Raw genomic sequence first — 20869 nt, forward strand, 5'->3', positions numbered from 1 at the left:
TCCCTGTTCCCTATTCCCTGTTGTTAGTTGTTGTTTGGGTAGGGATTCTTTGGTTATTTGCTATTTGCTATTTTTTATGGGCGGTTGGTTATTTGCATTCACCTGGCGATCGGCAATATTTTAGGGGCGAAGCATTCGCGCAGATATCTTGTCACTTCAACCCTGATGTCTATGCGCGAATGCTTCGCCCTTAATTAAAATAAAGCCAGAATCGCGTTGGCCATATTTTCCAGTGTCACCACGCGATCGCTTAACCCAGCTTCCACCACCGACCGAGGCATACCATAGACCACACAACTAGATTCTGCTTCAGTAAAAATCATGCCCCCTTGGGATTTAATCCAGGCAGCACCTTGTTTGCCATCATTACCCATTCCGGTCATCACAATGCCCAAAACACGGTCGCGATAGACTTCAGCCGCCGATTCAAACATCACATCCACACTAGGACGATGCAAAGTATCAAAAGGACGAGTATCCAAATGAGTCATCACCGTATTTGTCACCGGCCTGCGAATAAACGTTAAATGTCGGCCAGCGGGTGCGATCATCACCATTCCAGGTTTCAAATCTTCTCCTTCCACCGCCTCAACCACGGTCAGCGCAGAAATGTTATTCAGTCGTTCGGCATAAAGTTTTGTATAACCCACGGGCATATGCAACACAATCGCCACTGGGACGGGCAAATTCCTAGGCAACTGGGGAATCAAATAGGTGAGGGCTTGTGGACCGCCAGTAGAAATCCCAATTGCAATTAAATCGAGGGATTTAGATGTCATTGTTTTGACAATGGGCTGCTGAACTTCTGGGAGGAACTTTTTCGCTGGCATCCCCTTGGGATGGACTTTCGCCGCCGCTTTGACTTTCTCGATCAACTCCTCAGTCAGATCAAATATCTTTTCATTAGCCAGTGCAGTAGGTTTTTGCACAAAATCAACAGCCCCCTCATTCAGAGCCGCTAAAGCCATTTCCCCCGCCTCATCAGCAATGCTAACAATCACCACCGGAATAGGAAACTTGGACATTTGCGCTTTGAGAAACTGCACCCCATCCATATTGGGCATAATTAAGTCTAATGTAATCACATCCGGTTGGAGTTCTTCGACTTTGTTTAACGCTTCTTCTCCATCGGTTGCAGCTCCCACCACTTCAATGAACGGACTGCGTAAGAGCATTTGCTTCACGACTTTCCGTACATAAGCTGAATCATCCACCACTAAAACTTTGACCACCCGATCCATAAAAATTACCTATAGAAGAATATATTTTGACTCACCATTAAAAATCTATGATTATACTTTTTTTTGATACACAAATGCTCCATTAATCTGCTCCAAATCAAAGTCATTCGTTAACCTTAATAAAGATTCGGAAGCACTCACAAATAAATAACCAGGCACTGGCATCATTTGAGCAAATATCTGCAAGGTTTTTTTGATGGCTTCCTGCGAAAAATAAATAAACACATTGCGGCAAAAAATAAACGGCGCTGTGGCCATAGGACGGACATCATGTTCACTCATCAAATTCCTATTAGACCATTGGACTCGTTGATGAATTTCTGGAAGAATTTTCCAGGCGTTTTGATCCTGCTGCTGAAAATATTTTTTTTGCAAATATAAAGGGAAACTGCGAAAAGAACGTTCTCGGTATAAACCTCGTTTGGCCATTTCAATCGATCTAGCACTGCCATCACTAGCATAAATCTCGATCGGTAAACCTTGATGAAACCAACCTTTTTCATTCAAAGCCATCGCAATGGTTAACGGTTCTTCTCCCGTGGCACAGGCCGCACTCCAAATTCTTAAAGGTTCTTGATTTCCCTGGGCAAAATATTGGGGGACTAAGACATCAACCATTGATTTAATTTGATCAAACTCCCGCCAAAAAAATGTTTCTGGCACGGAAATAATATTCATCAACTGTATCCACTCCTCTTTCGCTCCAGCATCATATTTTAGCAAATAATAGTAGTCCAAAAACGAGTCTAATCCCAAGGTGAAAATCCGAGGAGCTAATTTATCTTGTAGTATTTGGCATTGGCTTTGATCGTAATGAACTCCTGTATGTGTTTCAATTAAATCTCGTAGTAGTTGAAAAGTTGTCCCGGACAAGTGTAAAGAGTCTGAATTAAATTCCATATCAAACTAATCAGTCATCATAAGTGGTTGTTGTTGGCTTAACCAGCAAGTTAGCCAAGGAGTCGGAGGGCTTTCGGCGCCCGCCATCGGCTTTCGGAGCTTCGGGAGCTTCGGGAGCTTCGGGAGCTTCGGGAGCTTCGGGTGCTTCGGGAGCTTCGGGAGCGAAAGCCCCTCATCTTCCCTGCCGACGGCGGTCTCCTCTGCCCCTGATCTCCTCTGCTCCGAAAGCCCCTGAGCCGATCGCAGGCTGATCGCAGGTTAATCCTGGAGCAATTTTTGGGCTGCCCGACGGACTCTGGCATTGGGATCGTTACGAGTCATCATTTGCAGTTTTTCCTCGATACCACGATGACCTAGGTGTGCCAGGGCTCGGATACAGGATAAGCGAACGGAGGCATCGGTATCATCCAAGGCTTGCACTAATAGTCTGGAAGCGAGAGGATGTTTAAATCGGGTCAGCACTTCCACCAATCCCGATCGCACCATTGGATCTGGGTGAGTCAACCCTTTAGCCAGCCATTCGATTTGTTCTTCAGTGGTAGGAGCAGAACCTGATATGCTTTGATGCCGGGGTAGAGCATTGGCGGTGAGGGCGGAAATTGCCGCTTCCCGATATTGTGAATGACATAAAAGCTCAATTAAAGTGGTTGTGGCTGATGCCGATCTCAATTCACCCAGGGTTTGAATGGCCACATTCACCACTCTGGTTTCACTTTCCTCATTGAGTAATTCTTCGATCGGCTCAACCACACTCTCGTTGCCACAGGTTCCCAGCATTTCTAAGGCATCAATCCGTCTGGTAGGCAAGGGAGATTTGAGGAGATCTAACAACGGTGTTAAAGCATCAGCATGACCAATGCTTCCCAAGGCAGCGATCGCCGTCCGCGCCACATCTTCCTCACTATTTCCTGAAGTGGCGAGGGGAGCTAAGGTTTGAACCAAAGTCGCTTTAATCTGATTCTGAAGCTCTAAAGACTCGGTTTTCTGAGCGAGAGACTTACCAATTTGTCCCAGGGCTTCGATCGCCGCCGCCCGAACATGAGTAGCGGGATCATTCTGGCTTAAGCGAGACAAAGGATCTAAGGCTTGAATATCCGCGTGCCATCCCAAAGACCGCGCACTATAATATCGTACCCAGGGTTCGATATCGTTTAAAGCCTGGAGCAGATGGGGGAGGGCTGTCTCTGGGTCTATTTGACCGAAAGCGCGGGCAGCGGAGGCTCGAACATTGGGCTGTTCATTGTGGATGGCTTCGACTAATGCCGCAATCACCCGATCGCTTTCTAAATAAGGCAGATGTTCGATCGCCGCCCGACGGACGCGATTATTAGGGTCGTGACATAACTGCAAAAGCAAATCGACACAATTTGGCCAAGCAAAGTAACCAGCAATTTTCACCGCTGATTCCCGGACTTTGGGGTTTTCATCCTGTAAGCGCTGGAAAATTTGCCCGGACATATCGGGATGACCGAGAGAATTTAAAGCGGCGATCGCTGCTTGACGGACGCCTGCGTCCCCATTACCCAACAAGGACATCAGGGCTTCAAACGACCGGCGATCGCCTATTTTGGCCAAAGCCTCAGCCGCAACAATAATTAATTCTGGATCTGTGGGCAAATGAGCCAAACGCTCCAAAATAATCCACAGCCGTCTTTGCTCTTGTTCAGCCAGGGATAATTCTAATGAGGACTCAGAGGCAAAAGTTGAATCAATAGCACTTTGGGGGGAATCAAGGGGGGGATTGATCCGCTGACTGTCAATATCCCCCAACACAACCGTCAGGGCTGGCACGGCCAAGGGATCGCCAATTTGTCCCAAAATCACCACCGCGCAGCGACGAGTTTCTAACTGCTCGGCGGTCAGTTGTTCAATTAACAGATTGCAGACCCGCGAGCGAATGTCTTTTCCTTGTCGGCCATAGTTAACCAAGGTTTCCATCACCATTGAGCGGACGATGGGTTCGCCCAAGAGTTGCGTTAAAGCTTGTTCCACTGCCAGACCGGAACGCCAAGTTAACAGTAGGGTGACAGCGACGAGTTCTTCCCCCTTCGCTTCCGATAAAGCAGCAATGAGATTAGATTCCCCTTGCTGCTTGATGCCACGATTAGCTAAATCGGCAATATGCTGTCCTTCCCCATAAACTTTTTCATATCGTTCATAGAGGGTGGCAATGGCTCGAGAAATGGCGATCGTTGGGCCATCTGGACTATTCAACAACTGGGCTAAAGGCTCGACGACTTGTTTATCCCCCAGTTTTCCCAAAGCCCCAGCAGCGGGTTCGCACAGCATTTCATCTTCCAGCAGGGGGACGAGGCGATCGGCCCCTAGGGGATCGCCAATCCGCATCAAAGCTTCCAAAGCCGGAAACGCTAAAAAGAAATCCCGAGATTCGGCAATTTCCGCCAAGGTTTCCACCGCTTCCACCGCCCTTAAGTTCCCCAAAGCCTCGATCGCGTGGTAGCGGACATTGATATCCTCATCTTTTAAAACTGCAATCAGGGGGGGAATGGCGCGGGGGTCTTTTTGTTCTCCCAACAACAAAGCGGTATAAATCCGCAGATCCGGATCTTCGCTTTGGGTCAGCCAATCGATCAGCGTCGGCAAAGTATCAATATTACTCAGGGCTAAGACCTGCAAGGCACTATTGAGCGCACTTAGATTCGTATGTTCTTCGCGCAAGATGCTCAAGATGCGATTAATGGTGGTTTCTTGCGCTTGCACCACCAAGGTATTCACGGCGGTCTGACGTACCCGCCAACTTTCATCGCCCATCGCGGATACTAAAGGATTATCCGGTAAATCAGTGCTTTGATTGGCCAAAGCTTGCGCGGCTTGCAGGCGAATGGTTTCATCGGGATTGGCCAATTTTTCGGCCATTTCTCGTTCTAGATCCATCAGCGGGGTGACATCCTCGATACTGATAGTTGTGCCGCGAATCCGATCGCCTTCTCGCCAGGGGGAAATCGTCACCCGCTGCTGCATTTGTTGAAAATAGGCGGATGACTTGGTGGGGACACAAGGAATTAAGGGCTGATCGAAGTGAGGGGTGTTGGTTTGAATTTCCCCTTCATCTAACACCCGTTGAAATCGGGCTAACCAGTCCCCTAAATCCATATTGGGCGCGATCACATTCAAGGGTTTGCCGCACACAGTGGTAGATGACAGCCCGGTAATCTGTTCTAACAGCGGATCCCAAGAAGTCACCGTCAGATTTCTGTCTGTTTTTAGAATATAGATTTGAGAGTTAAACGAATACATAAGGCCTAACAAATCAGAATTAAATTAATTACACTTCATTTTTTCAGATTTCTTTTCAGATTTCTTTTCAGATTTTTTCAGATTTTTATTTCTTGTTTATTTGTGAAACATAGAAATTTTGACCTAGGTCAAAATTTCTATGTTTTATCCCATTGGGTATTTTTACCCCCATATGTTCAAAATTTTTCACAAACAACCTGAAAAAATCTAATATTTTTTGACCATTAATTTTCTAACATTAGAAAACCTTGTCTAACATTAGAAAACCTTGTCTAACATTGTCTATTTTGATTGGGTGATGTCTTTTATATAAAAATACCAATATGGTTAAATTTTGTGATTGTTGAATCATTGGATTAAATCCATTGCTAAGGGGTGTGGGGTAATGTCTACCCCAATCATTAATTACAAAGGAGCGATGCCGCGCAGCGGATCCCGAAGCTTGCCCCCGCGAATGCGGGGGGGGAATCGCCCCTTTGCCGAAAGGTTCAGAAGCCTTAAACTTCCTCCTCAAAAGCCTAAATCGGTAATCAGCGATCGGTGGTTTCCCAGAAGAACCTAATCTGAGATTTTTCCACGATTTTTCGACTTTGCCATCCAAAAAGATCAAATCCGGTGAATGTGTGACAATAAATTATCCGGTCATCCCTGCCCACGGATCTTGCCGATTAAATATCGGTTGCTCTTGCGTTCAACCGACTGGCGGTTCTCAGGGGATGTGAGGAAAATCAAAATTATCGCTCGCTATTTCACCGGACTGAACCTGACCAATTGACTTTATTTTATCCGATTGTGATATCCGATTGTGAGTCGTCGTGTGAGTCGTCGTGTGAGTCGTCGTGTGAGTCGTCAAACTTAGGTAAATTGCCAGGGTAAGCTCATCAAGCCTAGTCTCACCTTTGATTCCTGTCTTTGATTCCTGTCAAATATCACCAATCAATCACTTAAGCGATCCATAATCATCGCCAATTGATTCGATCGTTCTAGCAAAGAAGAGGCGGCTTTTTGGGTCGTTTTCACCCCTTGAGCATTCCGTTCGGCAATGGTGGTGATTTCCTGAATCGCTTCCAGTTGGGCTGCTGCAAGCTGGGAATGATCCCGATTAGACTTGGTAATCTGACTAATCTGTTTATTCACGTTTTGGGCGGCAATGGTCATGTCCTTAATCGTGCGAGATTGTTCGGTCATCGCTTTGGACAGTTGCTCCGACTGCTGCCGCATACTTTCCACCGCTTGGGTAATTTGACCTGCGGCAACGGATTGACTACTCATGGACTTGTTCACATTGCCAATCATCCGAGTCAGTCGGTCTACCTCCTGAGAAATTTGTTCGCTGGCGGTGGCTTGTTCTGACAAAGCCCGGGCTGTAGTCGAAGCACTTCGGCGCATGGATTCCACTGCTTGCATAATTTGCTGCGAACCTTTCACCTGTTCCGCCGCTGCTTTACGGACTTGGGTGGTCAAGGAATTGGTATTTTGTGCCGCTTTTAAAACATCTCGAGCCGCACGAGCTTGCTCGTTCATCGCCTGGGTCACTTGCTGAGTGATTTTCCGCATTTGCAAGGTGGCGTCCACAATCGTTTGGGTGGATTTAGCTTGTTCTTTGGTGGCTTGAGCCACTTCTTTAGCTTGAATCACCGTAGTGTCGATCGCCTTTACCACATTTTGACCGGCGATCAGTTGTTCTTCTGTGGCTCGCATAATTTGTCCGACCACCTGGGTGGTTTCTTGAATCCCATTCAGAATGGTTTTTAACCCTTTAGCTCCTTCTTCCGCTTGAGTCGAACTCTGTTCTGCCACTCGTACCGCATCCGTGGACGCATTAATCGCTTCTTGAACCACCCCCTGTAACGTTTTAATAATAGAAGCAATCTCCGTAGTTGCCTGAGCCGCGCGATCTGCTAAATTACGGATTTCTTCCGCCACCACCGCGAACCCTCGTCCCGCCTCCCCAGCCCGGGCTGCTTCAATGGAGGCATTCAGGGAGAGTAAATTCGTCCGTTCAGAAATCAAATTAATCGTATCCACAATCGAACTAATTTCACTGGTGCGCTTGCCCATATCATTAATCACATCAGCAGATTGCACCATCGCATCCCGCACCCGGCCCATACCTTGAATCGCTTTTTGGATGGTTTCCCCACCATTTTGGGCATCGCGGGTGACTCTGGTGGTCAATTCCGAGGCTTGTTTCGTCAGATTATTTACACTGCGGATCGATCGCTCTAATTCTTGGGAACTCACTGCTGCGGTATTGGCTACATCGGTAATGCGTTCCGCATTTTGGGCTACCCCCTGAACCGATCGCCCCATTTCTTCCATTGACGTGGAGACATCTTGGACACTGGTGGCCAGATTTTCGATCGTCGCCGAGACTTGTTCAATGGAAGTCCCCATTTCATTCATGGAGGCGGTAGTTTCTTCTGCGGCTGCGGTGACATCATCGGCATTTTGGGACACACTTTGAATCGAGCGGGTCATTTCCTCAATGGTCGCCGCAGTTTCATTAATGGAACTAGACAGACTATCCGTATCCCGACTCACACTTTTAATCGATGCGGCAATTTCATTCACTGAGCCACTGACTTCATTGGCAGAAGTCGCCATGCTATCAGTATTTTCCGCCACATTTTTAATGGAAATATTGGTTTCTTGAATCGAGCTAGAGACTTGGCGGATCGCCGCCGTCAACTGTAATGAATTCCCAGAGACTTGCTCGCTGGATGCGGCCATTTCATTGATCGAGGAGACTAATTCTTCACTGGAATTAAACAAAGACTCCGCTTGTTGAGCGGTTTCTGCCAAGGTGACAGCGATCGACCGAGTTTGACTACGGGTTTCTTCCAGGGATTTCAACTGAGCCGTTGCGCCTTGTTGCACGTCCTCAGAAATCTGATAAATTTCATTAGCCGACGCCGTGACTTGATTGCCTTGATCCCGGACGCGGGCAATTTCTGCCGCTAACGCAAAATTATTGTCAGCTTGTTGAGGGGCTGCGGAAGATGAATTTCTATTATATTGGGGTTTAGGTTTGCGAGCCATAAGATAATTCTCCTAAGTTTGATTTCAATTACAGATCCAATTACAGATCCAATTACAGATCCAATTACAGATCCAATTACAGATCCAATTACAGATGAATCACCGAGCGAGATTTCCGGAGGTTTCCGGCGTCAAGAGCGAACCGTCGGCAAGTCGGTGATTTCATCTGCGATCGTTAAGAGTTGCTCCACATTCAGTAACAGAATGATTCTTTCTCCGAGACGGATAATTCCGGAAATATATTTGCTCGAAGCGCCGATCGCGTCTGGTGGGGGTTGAATCGCATTTGTGGGAATAGAAACAAATTCTCTGGCACTATCCGCGATCGCCCCCACAGTGCGGGTGCCAGTTTGAATCACAATCAGGCGAGTCCGCAGATTATATTCAGCTTTTTTTAAGCCTAACCGAGTGCGTAAATTGATCACCGGAATCACTTGTCCCCGGGAAAATACCACCCCCTCTACAAAATTTGGCGCATTGGGCACCGGAGTAATCGTTTCAATCATTTCCATTTGCTGGACTAACTTGGCCTGAATCGCATAATTTGTCTGAGCAATTTCAAACAAAATAAAAGGCTCTGATGATTGCTGATCTAAATTCATAATTTATCAGTTATTAAATCTCTCTAGATTTACTAAATGTGTACTCACACCGGATATTTTTGCTGAATTAATTCTAGGATTGCCTGAAACAGTGAAAATATTCAGTATGGAATCCCTAGTATCCTTAATCTCCCGAATATGCCTAGTATTCCTAGTATCCCTGGGGAATATCCCTGGGGAAATATTAGGTTTCCCTAGGAAAACTTAGGTTTGGCTCCATTTTTCACTATCTTTACTTAATCTAATTAAGGCCGACACATCCAGAATTAACACCACCCGACCATCCCCTAATTCTGTGGCTCCGGCTAAACCGGGAACTTGAATTAAGGGATCGCTCAGAGGTTGAACCACGATTTCCCGGCGACCAATAATCCGATCCACAATAATGCCGACAGTATTTAAATCTTTGCCAATAATCACCGCATGGAAACGATCTTGATCTATTTGACTTAAGCCAAACAGGTGAGCTAACCGTCGGAGAGGCAAAACATCTTGGCGAAAAGAAAGCAGTTCGGTATAGCGATGCTGGACTTCCGAGAGTCCTTGATTTCCGCCTAAGCCGGCATTACAAGCAGCATTATGCTCCCAATTGTCCAGGGTGGTAATCTTGTGGGATTCCACTTCAATCACTTCCCGCACGGAAGACTCCGGCACGGCAAAAGTTTGCCCCCCTACGGAAACAATCAAGGCATCGGCGATCGCCAAGGTTAAAGGCAGTTCAATAGTAAACTTGGTTCCGCGTCCTGGGGCGGTGGTCAACGACAAAACCCCGCCTAGTTCCTGCACCGTATTTTTGACCACTGCCAAGCCCACCCCTCGACCGCTGGTCAGATCCGCCTGCTCTTTCGTGGAAAAGCCCGATAAACATAAAATATCCAATAAAGATATCAGGTCAACCTGGGTCTCAGAATCGAGTACGCTCATCTTTCTAGCCCTTTCTGTCACCTGGTTAACATCCACCCCGCGTCCATCATCTTCAATTTCCAGGATTACCATTTCCCCGGAAGTGGCCGCTCGCAGGGCTAAATTCCCCAGAGCCGGTTTTCCCGATTGTAATCGGTCTGATTCCGATTCCAGCCCATGACTAATGGCATTGCGGACAATATGTAACAGCGGATCCATCAATCGTTCGACGACATACTTATCAATTTCTGTCTCCTCTCCCTTAATCTCCAGGTAAACTTTCTTGTGAGTCTCTCTGGCCACATCTCGCACCACAAACTGCATCCGCGAAAAGATTTGACCAATCGGCACTAAGCGCACTCGCATCACGCCCTGGCGCAAATCTCGCAATTGTCGCTCTAAAGTTTGGCTGGTTTCGCGAATGGGGCGTAAATGCTTCGTAGGGACGGTATTGCCCAGGCGAACTAATTGATCTTCCAGGCGAGCTCGACTAATCACCAGTTCTCCCAGCATCCGCATCAGATCGTCAAGTCGGGCTAAGTCCACCCGCACCACATTGGATGGCATCACGGAGACTCCGGGCGATCGCTTAGAAGGCGTCCCTTCCGGTCGGGGCGTCGGCACTGCTTCGGTAACTTCTTCTTCCCCGACTTCGGGAGATGTGACTGGCGTTTCTTCGGTAGGTTTTCCGGTCGGTTCTAGGGGTTTTGCTTGCTGAGTCATTGGTGCCTGAGTCATCGGTGGGGGAGCCTGGGTTTCTGCCTCGGTGGTGACCGATTCTGTCGCCTCGGCGGGGGCGATCGCTTCCGGCTCAGGAGGGTAAAAGCGACGATAGCCGATCCCATCCTGTTCTGGATGGGGAAACAAGTTTTCATCGGCGCTGGTGGTAGCGACCACAAAATCAAACAGAGTTTTCCCCCCTGGCGCCAGCCGAGGCGAGGCATGAATTAAGTCGCCAATTTCTTGCAACCGACTGCGAATATAGTTGACATTAATCCCCCGTTCGGCTCGCTCGCGATCAGGGAAAAACTCAATATGCCACGCTTGAGCGCCTTTTGTAATCGCCGTTTGTAACCGTTGCAACTCCTCTGGTTTTAATTGAACCGGGGACTCCTCTGGGGCGGGCGGCGGGGATGCAGGGGGGCTTGCCGTCGGCAGAGGAGCACAGGGGCCTGCCGACGGCAGAGGGGAAATATCTCCTCCGGCTCTCCCGCTCCCTTCCCCGCTCCCCCGCTCCTGGGCGACCAGGGGTGAATCGCCCCTAAAGCCGTTCCTGGGCAACTGGGCGGCAATTTGCCCCATGATGGCGCTGATATTTGGGGGCTCGGTTTTGGTGCGACGAGCGGCGATCGTCTCTTCTAACACTTTCACCCCAGCAATCACCGCTTCCATCGCTGACCGAGAAAGACTAACTTGTTCCTCTCGTAAAGCCCGAAGACAACTCTCTAGTTGGTGAGCCAAGGCTTCAGCCTCTTTGATGCCCACCATCCCGGACAAACCTTTAAGAGTATGAAAACTCCGCAATAGTTCATCCACTAAAGACTTCATCTCTAGTTTTATTTCTGAAGTTAATTGTTCATTAATGATGTGATCCAGCAACGATTCTAAGGAAAGTAAATTACTCCGAATACTCGTGAGGTGGGTGTCACTTTCAGCAAAGTAATCGTCTAAGAATTCATCAAAAAATGGAGATTGTCCTTCATTCTCAGACATCTTATCCCTCTTGATAATTCAACAAAACGTTGGCTTGTGCCGATAGCACTTGCGGTTCAAATGGTTTAGTGATATATCTTGAAGCTCCAGCCGCTAAAGCGGCGACACAACTGGCGTCGTCGTTGCGGGTTGTTAAAACAATTACCGGGATTTCTCGGTAGCTTTCGTGGTTCCGCACAAATTTAAGGACTTCTAAACCATGCATATCCGGCATATTTAAGTCTAATACCATTAAATCAACCGGACCAAAGACTAAACGCTCGATCGCTTCCAGGCCACTGCTGGCTTCATCGAACTTAACATTTTCTATTTTTTCTAAGGATTTTTTGACCATCCGTCGCATGGTAGAAGAATCATCAATTACCAAAATCTTTTTCATACAATTTACCTCTAAGGTTGTACAAATAAAATCAAGCTTTATGGGACTAAGTTTGGATGGAGTTATCAATGTTACTCCAATTTTAGGTGGCTGGGTTGATGAGTTCCCTGGGCTTGTTTGGTTATACCATGTCCTGAAAATCTTGGACTACGAAGTTTAACTCTTTAGTTGTATTTTTGGCTTGGGAAATGCCGATCGCAATCTGTGCCGCCAAGCGGTTAATTTCGTTCATCGCTAAAACAATCTGTTGCAGGGCAGTTTGCTGCTGTTTGGCGCTCATAGAGATTTGCTGATTACTCAGGGCTACTTCATTAATCGCTGACACAATTTTGTTCACCGTTTGGTTCGCTTGTTCCGTGACGGTGACGGAAGACTCCATCGACCGTTGGATCTGGCCGACGATCTCGCGAATTTTTTTAGCAGATTGTTTACTTTGCTCCGCCAATTTGCGAATTTCCGCCGCCACGACCGCAAACCCCTTCCCATGATCTCCGGCTCTGGCTGCTTCCACAGCCGCATTCAGGGATAGCATATTAGTCTGACTGGCAATGTCCCCGACCAAATCAGAAATATTGGCAATCTGATTGCTCTGTTCGCTCAAGCGCAAAATTTGCTGAGAAATCCCATTCATAATTTGTTTGAGAGTTGGGTCTTGAGCAACCAGGAATTCTGGGTATTGCTCCACCAGTGCCAAAACTTCTCGCACTCGGTTAGCAGCAATTTCTGCTTGTTTGGTGGTTTGTTGAGAAGAGACATTTAACTGCTCAATAGTCACCGTGGTTTTATTCACCGAATTGGATTGACCCACGGTGGTGCGTTCTTGTTGTTCTACGGTAGTGGCAATCTGACTCGCTGAGGCCGCCATGATATTCATTGACTCGGTAATTCTGCCAGAAATCCGAGCGTGTTAGCCATGTACTGAGTCCGATCGCTACGATCCCAAAGATAAAAGTACCGCCAACGATGATCCAACGCAACTGAGCGATCGCTCTTGAAGCCGTCATCTCTTGCACCGATTGAATTTGATCCGCTTGAAAAATCAAGGGATCTAGGGCATTGGTGAGTTGGTTGGACTGGGTAAACGTTGTATTGTAAAACATGAGCCACCAGATTACTTTTTGGCATTTTTGGATTAGCTTCGGAAGTCTCTTGGGTCAACTGTTGTGTAGTTTGCTGAATAATTTCACCCAACTGTTTCTGATTAGAGAGCGGTGTAGCGAATTTTTAACGGAGATGATCGCGAAATCGTTTAGCCTTCTTGATTCACTACTAATTCATGCTCTGTAATCATTTTATTAAAATCAATCAATCCAAGGATTTTGTCTCGGTAGGGAGCCGTTCCCCGTAGATATTCATTATTGCCGGAATGTCCAGAAGTCGGTGCGGCCTTAATCTCATATGGCTGGAGGTAAATCACATCACAGACTTCATCAATCGTAATTCCCGCCACAATATCTTTCAGATGCACAACCATCGCTTTGGCTACGTCATTCACGCCGTCCCCAGAGAGGTTTAAAAACTGGCGAATATCTACTAAGGTGACAATTTCACCTCGCAGGTTCATATTACCCAGAATAAAATCTGCACAACAAGGAACTGGAGTGATTTGTCGGATCTCCGTAAACTCCCGGACTAAGTTGAGATCCAAGCCAAAGTATTCTCCATTTAACATCACCACGGCTAAAGACATTAAACCAGCAATATCTTGGCGATCGCTGGCTAAAATTAAATTAGCCGCCCGCTCCCGAAAAATCGCTCGTTCTTCCAGAGTGGCTTCGGGACAAAAATACTCATAACCATCAACCCGAGGATCGCCGCGATCGGGCAACTCGGTGCTTTTGTCCCGGGAAGCCCCTGACATTGTTTCAGCCCCAGGTATTGCTTTGGGGGCTTCGCGAAGCGCCCCGAAGCGATACTTTTTTTGGGGGTCCGAGGTTCCAGCAATAGGAGTCATCTCTGCTTCTGGGTCAAATCGATCCACCAACTCTGGATCTTCAGAACCACTTTGCCTCAGAGAAGGATTCTTTTTGCCTGGAAAGGGAATCAGGGGATTCACCACTTCAGAATACTCGATCAGATTTTGAGGATTGAGTAAGGTGACAATATCCGTATTGAGTTTGGCAAAACCCGCGACAAAATGGTGTGCTTCCGTGGTAATTTTGCGTCCGTAAGAAATTTGCGTCTGGATCAGGGCTGTTTCAATTTCTTTCACTTCTTCAACGGCGTTAACAATTATGCCCACACTGAAGCCTTGCCACTGGATCACAATCACGCTATCCGTAATCTGGTATTCCATCGAGCGATGGCCAAACCGCAACGCCAAATCCATCACGGGCAAAATATTTCCCCGCAAATTCAATACACCCACAATATCCCGTGGAGCCTCTTCAACCGGAGTCAACTCTGGCAAGAAGAAAATTTCTTGCACCACAGATGTTTCCAAACCATAACGATGTTGATTAAGTTTAAAGATTAAATAAGATTTATGTTCCATTGTAACAATTCTGAGTCATTGATTAAACCGGCTTGTAAAAGCTTCTGTTTAAATATATCATTATTGGAGGTATTTGAAAGCCAGTTATAGTAAAAATTCAGGGGGCGGAAGTTGGCCTGAATTATCCCCCAGTCAAGCCGGTTTTTCTCAAGACAAATTTGCCCAAAAATTTAACAAAAATTTAACAAAAATTTAAGACTTAATCCAAGTATAATCGGCGGGTATATCAAGGATGTAATGGGCGTAAAAACCCTAGTTATTCCTCGCCTCTGCCCCCAGCTTAGGGGGCTTTCCCCGATTTTTACCGGACTGAGAGCCTCCTCTCAGCCCAAAGCATCACAAAGCATCAGACCATTAGCCGCGAAAAAACCTTAATCTACTAATAGTTTTTTCATATACTTTAATAAATCTTCGACTTTGATTTGATCATCTTCCCGGCCAATCCAGGTATTAATCGGCATTTTTTCTAACAAAAAAATTACATTAATTCTCATTTTCTTGGCTCTAGTAAAATCCCCTTCTTTTTCGTAAAGTTCTGCAATTTGCAAATAAGCATCAATTGAAGAAGGAAATAAATAGATAATTTTTCTTAAAATAGACTTAGCCGTATCCACATCTCCTTTTTCTTCCGCGATGCCTGCCATCAGATAATAAGGTTCAATCCAGTTATAGTTTAGTTTAATTGCCTGATGACAATATTTTTCGGCTTCTAGATAGTTCCCTAAATTGGCAAAAGTTTTCGCCAGCAGATAATAAGCTTCACAATTGTTCGGATCTACACTAATTATTTTTTTGGCGATTTTAATGACTTCAGAATATTGATGGGTTTTAAACAGTAAATTGAGTTCTTCCAGTTTGACATCCACGGATGTTTCCGCTGACGAGAGGCTGACCTCTGATTCTAAAGCCCCTAATTCCAAGGGTTCCGCAATGGGCGGCACGATACTCAAGGATAAAGAATCGTGAGGGCTGCCCGAAGCAATTGGCGTCATATTTGCATCCAGCTTGGGATTGATTAAATGATGTTTCAACCGAGAGTTGTGGGCTTTCGGGTGATGGGTGGGATGTAAGTAAGATGAAGATAACGAGTTAGAAAAATCAGCCGATCGCCCATTAGGGAGATCCACTGCGATCTGACCTTTGTGTGGCAGTTGTAGTTCTCCGGTATGTCCCGGATGGGTGTCTACAAAGTCTGACACTAAGGGTCGTTGATAAACCACCGATTCCGGAAAAACTTTCGTCGAAAACCCATCAAGTTGCTGACCATAAAGTTCTGCATGGGCAGTGAACAAATAGCCCCCCGGTCTTAAGGTCTGATAAAATTTTCTCAGCACATGGGCGATCGCCTCCGCTTCAAAATAGACAAAAACATTGCGGCAGACAATCAAATCTATATTAGCGATATCGGCGCTAAAATCTGGGAAATTATCCTTGACTAAATTACCATATTCAAACTTGACTAACTGCTTAATTGAATCTTTGATTTGCCAGCCACTTTTTCCCGGAATAAAATAAGAATTTTTTTTCTGCTCATCCACGGTGCGAAATGACCAAGAACCATATAGTCCTTTTTTGGCTTTTTTGATCGAATCGCTATTAATATCCGTGCCTACAATATGCAGATGCCAAAATTGCCAATCGGGAATTATTTCTGTGAGTAAAATCGCCAAAGAATAAGGTTCTTCACCCGTTGAGCAGCCCGCACTCCAGATTCGCAAGGTAGGCCGATCTTTTCCCTGTTGCTGCCAGACTTTTCTTTGCTCGGCAATTAATTCGGGCAAAATGATATTCTTTAACAATAAAAATTGACCAGAATCTCTAAAAAAATAACTTTCTCCAGTGGTCAACAGTTGCAGCAGTTCTTTCCATTCCTTTTGACCGCCCATTTCTGATGATAGCCCATTATCACCATTGTCCATCGCCGGTTTCAAAGGATAAGAAAAAGGAGAAGAAAGCTGTAATTGGATTCGATTTTGGTAAGTATCTTTGCTTAAAAGCTGATAATACTCTTCTAAAGAAGATAATTTTAAGGCGTTGACACGCACCAAAAGCTTTCTCTGTAAAGTGTGCCAATCTTGGGGGCGAATGAATAACCCCGTATTATGGGCAATGATTTTAACAAAATGCTCGATTAAAAATTGATTCATTAGAATAGTTTTTTAATGGCGTTTAATAAAGGTAAGCTTCTGGCTTTTTTATACCAACTCATCCAAAAAAAATTGTGCGACAGCGATCAAATTAAGAATTCAAATTAAGAATTCAAATTAAGAATTCAAATTAAGAATTCAAATTAAGACTTCAAACTAAAAACCAAGAGTTAGGTATTCTATCAGAGGCAACATAGCGGCCATAATCTAGGATACTCAAACGACACCGCGCATCAGCCCTCTGAGGTTCGCACACCCCTTTGAGGTCTAATTGGCCTAATTATTTAGGCACTGCCTTGAGATCCTACCAAGGATTGCATTCAATGTTTCTCATTCCCGATCGCACTCTTTGACTATTTATAACAAAAAATGGCGATGTTTTAGCCAAGATGTTTTAGCCAAGATGTCTTAGCCAAGATGTCTTAGCCAAGATGTCTTAGCCAAGATGTCTTAGCCAAGATGTCTTAGCCAAGATGTCTTAGCCAAGATGTTTTAGCCAAGATGTTTTAGCCAAGATGTTTTAGCCAAGATGTTTTAGCCAAGATGTTGACGGCGATCTTCGAGACAATCGAGGGTAAGGTGCTGGGGATGTTTGAAGCCAGAGTATTTTAGCTGCTCCACTTGGGGAAACCCCAAGACCGCACAGGCTCCCCAAGTCAGCATACTTCTGACTGTTTTAGACCTAATTTTTCTTCTTGACTTGGCTACCATAAGGGAAGACTCAAAGCGAGGTAGAAAAATTAATCCATAGTTATTAGTCAGGTAATGGGCTGCTTTTTTATGCACTTCGTCAATTAAGTTTTGGATCTTTTCTCGAATCCGATTAGCCGCTTTTCTCATGGAACGGCGTCGTTTGGCATTCACTTTAGTCGAGCGACTAATTAAATCATATTCGTGTTGACATCATCGAGTAATTCGACCCATGTCGCCGTTGCCAATTTCAATGACTCGATCGCCGTCATACCCAGTCAAAAAAGTTCTGACCCCAGGGTCTAAGGCAATTATTTTCCTTGAAGATGTATGACTTTTAATTACAGGTTCAGGAAAAACAGCGAACCATTTACCACGCCGATAAGTCAATTGAGTGCCATAATCCCATTTATCTGGTATAGGTTCACTTGCCTTAAACTTAAGCGTATTTGTTAACCTGCTATACCATGTTCCTTTGGTGAAATTGTCATCATTGAATTTGATGGTCTGTCGGGGGTTACGGACACTTCGGAATCGGGCATCACGGCTCGCTTTATAGGCTTGATGTGCGTCAAAGATAGCATTTTGTCTGATATGGCAAGGCGTTTCTTTAACCCACTGAGGTAAATCCGATTGCATGACCAGATTTCGCAATTTTAGCTTACCAATCCGAGTCGTTGATTGACGCTGCATGGCGATCGCTTGGTTAAAACAATAACGGCAAGCCGCCCGCCATTTTTTCCAAATTTTTTCCAGTTCAGGACTGGGATAAATCCGGATCTTCTTTGATTGCAGACTTATATTTTGTAAGTCTGTAGAGTTGGCGACTGAAGATGTGAACAATGGCAAGGATGTCCTCAACCAATTCTCGTTCTGGGGATAAACTGTCTTGGTTGAGAACCAAGATTTTTGTGCCGTCAAGTTCACACAACCAGGAAATGAGATCAAACCCGAAACGGACAAGTCTGTCTCTGTGGGCAACCACAATAAATCCGACATCGCCTTGACGGACTCGCTCCAAAATGGCTCTAAGTCCTTTTCTTTTGAAATTAAGACCACTGGCGATATCAGTGACGAGCTCGGCGTTAGGGTAGAGTTCGAGTAATTTTGCAGCTTGGCGATCGAGGTCTGCTTTTTGTCCACGGCTTGAAACGCGGGCGTAAGCGATAATTGCCCGTTGCGTTCTCTCGTTTGAAATTCCCGTGTAAGACGCAATATCATATCGCCTCTGCCCTGATGGTGTTCTTATGGCTTGAATCTTGCCGTCTCTTTCCCATCTTCTTAGGGTATGTAAGCATACACCAAAGTATTGAGAGGTTTCACTTGGTGATGTATATTTCGGCATTTAGCTCGCTTGTTGTGTACTCGTCTAGCTTAACGCAATTGTTCAGCTTTGTCAATCGTTGTTCAGTGAATTGGCGCGCCAGGAAGAGACTCTATGATTGATCCTGCATCCGGGCTTTAGGCGATTGCTGGGGAACCGACGGGCAAGTTTTCTCTCGAACTTTGTTGCAAGTATTTTTTAACAATTTCCAGAACTTGATGGAGGTCGGGTGGTTTGGATAAAAAGTCCGACGCCCCATTCAATTTAGCTTTGGTTCGATCCATTAATCCATTTTGGCTGGTTAGAATAATAATCGGCGTGTCCCTAAACAAAGAACTCTGCCGTAAAACAGCTACATACATTATAACCGCTGGTTTGCGGCATGACCACATCTAGAAAAATCAAATCCGGTTTTTCTTCGGCCAGCTTGGCAAATCCCTGCATTGGGTTATTAATTTTTAGGACTCTAAACCCGGCGGGTTGCAAAATTTGCTCCAATCTTTCGGCAGTTATCGGGCTATCATCAATACAGGCAATTAAAGGTTTTTTCCTGGGTAGTTTTAAGGCTGAACGCACCAATAAGAATTGTTCTATAGGAGAGGGAATATCGGCGGGAGTCGTCAGGGATATTTTACCAGCTTTAATGAAATAATCTAGGGCTGGAGACAGGGTTTAAATTTCTGACTAAAGTTGGTTAAACTTACTCGTTTTTTTTGCTATCATAAGGTTATGAGTAAGTTTAGTATTTACGAAGCAGCAAAAATTATGCAGAGTATCACCATCTACATTAAGACGTTGGGAATCAGAAGGGAAATTAATCCCTGAGCGTAGAGGGTCTGGTCATCGGAGACACTCTATGTCTCAATTACTGGCTGTTGAATCTCATAGAGCCTATACAATCGGTTATGCACGAGTCAGTAGTCACGACCAGAAACAAGACCTAGAACGTCAAAAGGAAATTATTGAATTGTTCTGCGCTCAAAATGGCTGGGAGCATGAAATTATCCAAGATTAACAACTTACTTAGCCAAGAATCACGGTGAAGTCAAAATCGAAGACTTAAATGTGTCAGGGATGCTAAAAAATCACAAGCTGGCTGGTGCTATTGCTGATGGTGGGTTTTATGAGTTTCGTCGTCAGCTTGAGTATAAATGCGAGTGGTATGGGAGCAAATTAACGCTGATTGACCCCTGGTATCCCAGTTCACAGATATGTTGCAATTGCGGACACCGACAAAAAATGCCACTAGATCAAAGACAGTATGATTGTCCGAACTTTCACATCTCACTCTTATCGTGACTTAAATGCGGCAATTAAATTAATTTAGAAAACGCGGATAGTTCAGCCGTGTAAGCAAGCGTGATGGAAAGGCATCAGTATAGACACCGGACAAAGCCCAAACGTTACGACAAGCGATGTTAACGATGAAAAATCAAAATCCCAATCCTTATTTTTGGGCGGCATTTGCTTTAATGGGTCAAGCAGAATAATATCTCCCCAATCCCAGGTAGGTTTTCTTTTACTACTATCAACATAGAGGTAGCAACCCGCCCTCCCTGGCAGATAGGTAAAAAAAATGTAAAATTTTAATAAATTTAATAACAATTTTTTAATAATCTTGCCGCTCGCCAAAAACGAGGTTAAATTGATACTAATACCTGAAGTATCTACCCCAGTACCATGAACCCACGTCTAGGATTAATCGCTTTATTCACTTTATTAACCAGTTTAACCCTAACAATTCCCTCTCCACTCCTATTGGGGAAAAAATTTGAGATGGGTAATGGAGTATTCGCCCAAACCGTTACAGAACGAAAAGCCGAAGCAGACCGATTATTAAATCAGGGAAGACAACAATATACAACTAGCCAATACCAAGCCGCAATTCAGTCTTTAGAAACTGCATTAAACATTTTCCGTGAAATCGGCGATCGCAATGAAGAAGGAAATGCTCTCATAGGTTTGGGTAATGCTTACAATAGCTTAGGACAATATCAAAAAGCAGCAGAAGAGTTTTATCAACAGTCTTTAACTATTAAACGTGAAATCGGCGATCGCAATGGAGAAGGAAATGCTCTCATAGGTTTGGGTCTTGCTTACAGTGACTTAGGACAATATCAAAAAGCAATTGAGTTTTATCAACAGTCTTTAACTATTGCCCGTGAAATCGGCGATC

The 20869-nt window shown here is 45.2% G+C and carries 19 protein-coding genes and 2 pseudogenes; 5 read left to right on the top strand and 16 right to left on the bottom strand.

Features of this window, described 5'->3' with window-relative positions; translation table 11 throughout:
- Window positions 1–194, top strand: a 194-nt coding sequence (locus AM228_RS35715) for a hypothetical protein (protein WP_231636948.1), incomplete at its 5' end; no start/stop codon positions are given.
- Here the strand turns inward: AM228_RS35715 and AM228_RS25540 are convergent.
- From AM228_RS25540 to AM228_RS25620, 16 genes are all read right to left on the bottom strand, one after another.
- Window positions 195–1241, bottom strand: coding sequence for a chemotaxis response regulator protein-glutamate methylesterase (locus tag AM228_RS25540; RefSeq protein WP_054469743.1), 1047 nt, complete (start codon window positions 1239–1241; stop codon window positions 195–197).
- A gap of 51 nt (window positions 1242–1292) precedes the next feature.
- Window positions 1293–2141 carry a protein-glutamate O-methyltransferase CheR gene (locus AM228_RS25545; RefSeq protein WP_054469744.1) on the bottom strand — a complete coding sequence of 283 codons (849 nt, stop codon included), beginning with the start codon at window positions 2139–2141 and terminating at the stop codon, window positions 1293–1295.
- A 258-nt stretch (window positions 2142–2399) separates the two neighbouring features.
- Entirely contained in the window at window positions 2400–5399 is a 3000-nt protein-coding gene (locus tag AM228_RS25555) for a HEAT repeat domain-containing protein (protein WP_054469746.1), read from the bottom strand.
- A gap of 936 nt (window positions 5400–6335) precedes the next feature.
- The gene (locus AM228_RS25560; protein WP_054469747.1) at window positions 6336–8441 is read right to left on the bottom strand and encodes a methyl-accepting chemotaxis protein; all 2106 of its coding nucleotides are present in this window, start codon (window positions 8439–8441) and stop codon (window positions 6336–6338) included.
- Window positions 8442–8572: 131 nt separating this feature from the next.
- Window positions 8573–9043, bottom strand: coding sequence for a chemotaxis protein CheW (locus AM228_RS25565; protein WP_054469748.1), 471 nt, complete (start codon window positions 9041–9043; stop codon window positions 8573–8575).
- Between the two features lie 204 nt (window positions 9044–9247).
- Entirely contained in the window at window positions 9248–11659 is a 2412-nt protein-coding gene (locus AM228_RS25570; protein WP_054469749.1) for a chemotaxis protein CheA, read from the bottom strand.
- Window position 11660: 1 nt separating this feature from the next.
- Complete coding sequence (locus AM228_RS25575; protein WP_054469750.1) at window positions 11661–12038, bottom strand: PleD family two-component system response regulator; 378 nt, start codon at window positions 12036–12038, stop codon at window positions 11661–11663.
- A 121-nt stretch (window positions 12039–12159) separates the two neighbouring features.
- Window positions 12160–12903, bottom strand: coding sequence for a methyl-accepting chemotaxis protein (locus tag AM228_RS25580; protein ID WP_197285415.1), 744 nt, complete (start codon window positions 12901–12903; stop codon window positions 12160–12162).
- Window positions 12821–13138 carry a hypothetical protein gene (locus tag AM228_RS25585; RefSeq protein ID WP_197285416.1) on the bottom strand — a complete coding sequence of 106 codons (318 nt, stop codon included), beginning with the start codon at window positions 13136–13138 and terminating at the stop codon, window positions 12821–12823. The genes AM228_RS25580 and AM228_RS25585 overlap by 83 nt, the downstream gene beginning before the upstream one ends.
- A gap of 149 nt (window positions 13139–13287) precedes the next feature.
- Complete coding sequence (locus AM228_RS35720) at window positions 13288–14532, bottom strand: chemotaxis protein CheW (protein ID WP_054469753.1); 1245 nt, start codon at window positions 14530–14532, stop codon at window positions 13288–13290.
- A 371-nt stretch (window positions 14533–14903) separates the two neighbouring features.
- A complete protein-coding gene (locus tag AM228_RS25595) occupies window positions 14904–16679 on the bottom strand; it encodes a protein-glutamate O-methyltransferase CheR (RefSeq protein ID WP_054469754.1) in 1776 nt (591 codons plus the stop codon).
- Window positions 16680–17213: 534 nt separating this feature from the next.
- The gene (locus tag AM228_RS34555) at window positions 17214–17543 is read right to left on the bottom strand and encodes a hypothetical protein (RefSeq protein WP_197285417.1); all 330 of its coding nucleotides are present in this window, start codon (window positions 17541–17543) and stop codon (window positions 17214–17216) included.
- Between the two features lie 39 nt (window positions 17544–17582).
- Window positions 17583–18218, bottom strand: a complete 636-nt coding sequence (locus AM228_RS30285) for a helix-turn-helix domain-containing protein (RefSeq protein WP_197285418.1) — start codon at window positions 18216–18218, stop codon at window positions 17583–17585.
- Window positions 18127–18714 carry an IS607 family transposase gene (locus AM228_RS25610; RefSeq protein WP_054469755.1) on the bottom strand — a complete coding sequence of 196 codons (588 nt, stop codon included), beginning with the start codon at window positions 18712–18714 and terminating at the stop codon, window positions 18127–18129. The genes AM228_RS30285 and AM228_RS25610 overlap by 92 nt, the downstream gene beginning before the upstream one ends.
- Before the next feature lie 116 nt (window positions 18715–18830).
- A complete protein-coding gene (locus tag AM228_RS34560; RefSeq protein WP_190880941.1) occupies window positions 18831–18977 on the bottom strand; it encodes a hypothetical protein in 147 nt (48 codons plus the stop codon).
- Between the two features lie 40 nt (window positions 18978–19017).
- Complete coding sequence (locus AM228_RS25620) at window positions 19018–19269, bottom strand: PleD family two-component system response regulator (protein ID WP_054469757.1); 252 nt, start codon at window positions 19267–19269, stop codon at window positions 19018–19020.
- A gap of 241 nt (window positions 19270–19510) precedes the next feature.
- Between AM228_RS25620 and AM228_RS35730 the strand changes: the two genes are divergently transcribed.
- The 4 genes and pseudogenes from AM228_RS35730 to AM228_RS25630 form a co-directional block, all read left to right on the top strand.
- Window positions 19511–19708, top strand: a complete 198-nt coding sequence (locus AM228_RS35730; RefSeq protein WP_354636453.1) for a recombinase family protein — start codon at window positions 19511–19513, stop codon at window positions 19706–19708.
- Window positions 19702–20020 (top strand): annotated as a pseudogene (locus AM228_RS30290) (RNA-guided endonuclease InsQ/TnpB family protein); the annotation flags it as partial. The gene AM228_RS35730 and the pseudogene AM228_RS30290, both read left to right, overlap by 7 nt.
- Before the next feature lie 73 nt (window positions 20021–20093).
- Window positions 20094–20183 (top strand): annotated as a pseudogene (locus AM228_RS37035) (CHAT domain-containing protein); the annotation flags it as partial.
- 190 nt (window positions 20184–20373) lie between these two features.
- Window positions 20374–20869, top strand: a 496-nt coding sequence (locus AM228_RS25630) for a tetratricopeptide repeat protein (RefSeq protein ID WP_156332059.1), incomplete at its 3' end; no start/stop codon positions are given.

The organism is Planktothricoides sp. SR001 (assembly GCF_001276715.1).
Taxonomy (GTDB): domain Bacteria; phylum Cyanobacteriota; class Cyanobacteriia; order Cyanobacteriales; family Laspinemataceae; genus Planktothricoides; species Planktothricoides raciborskii.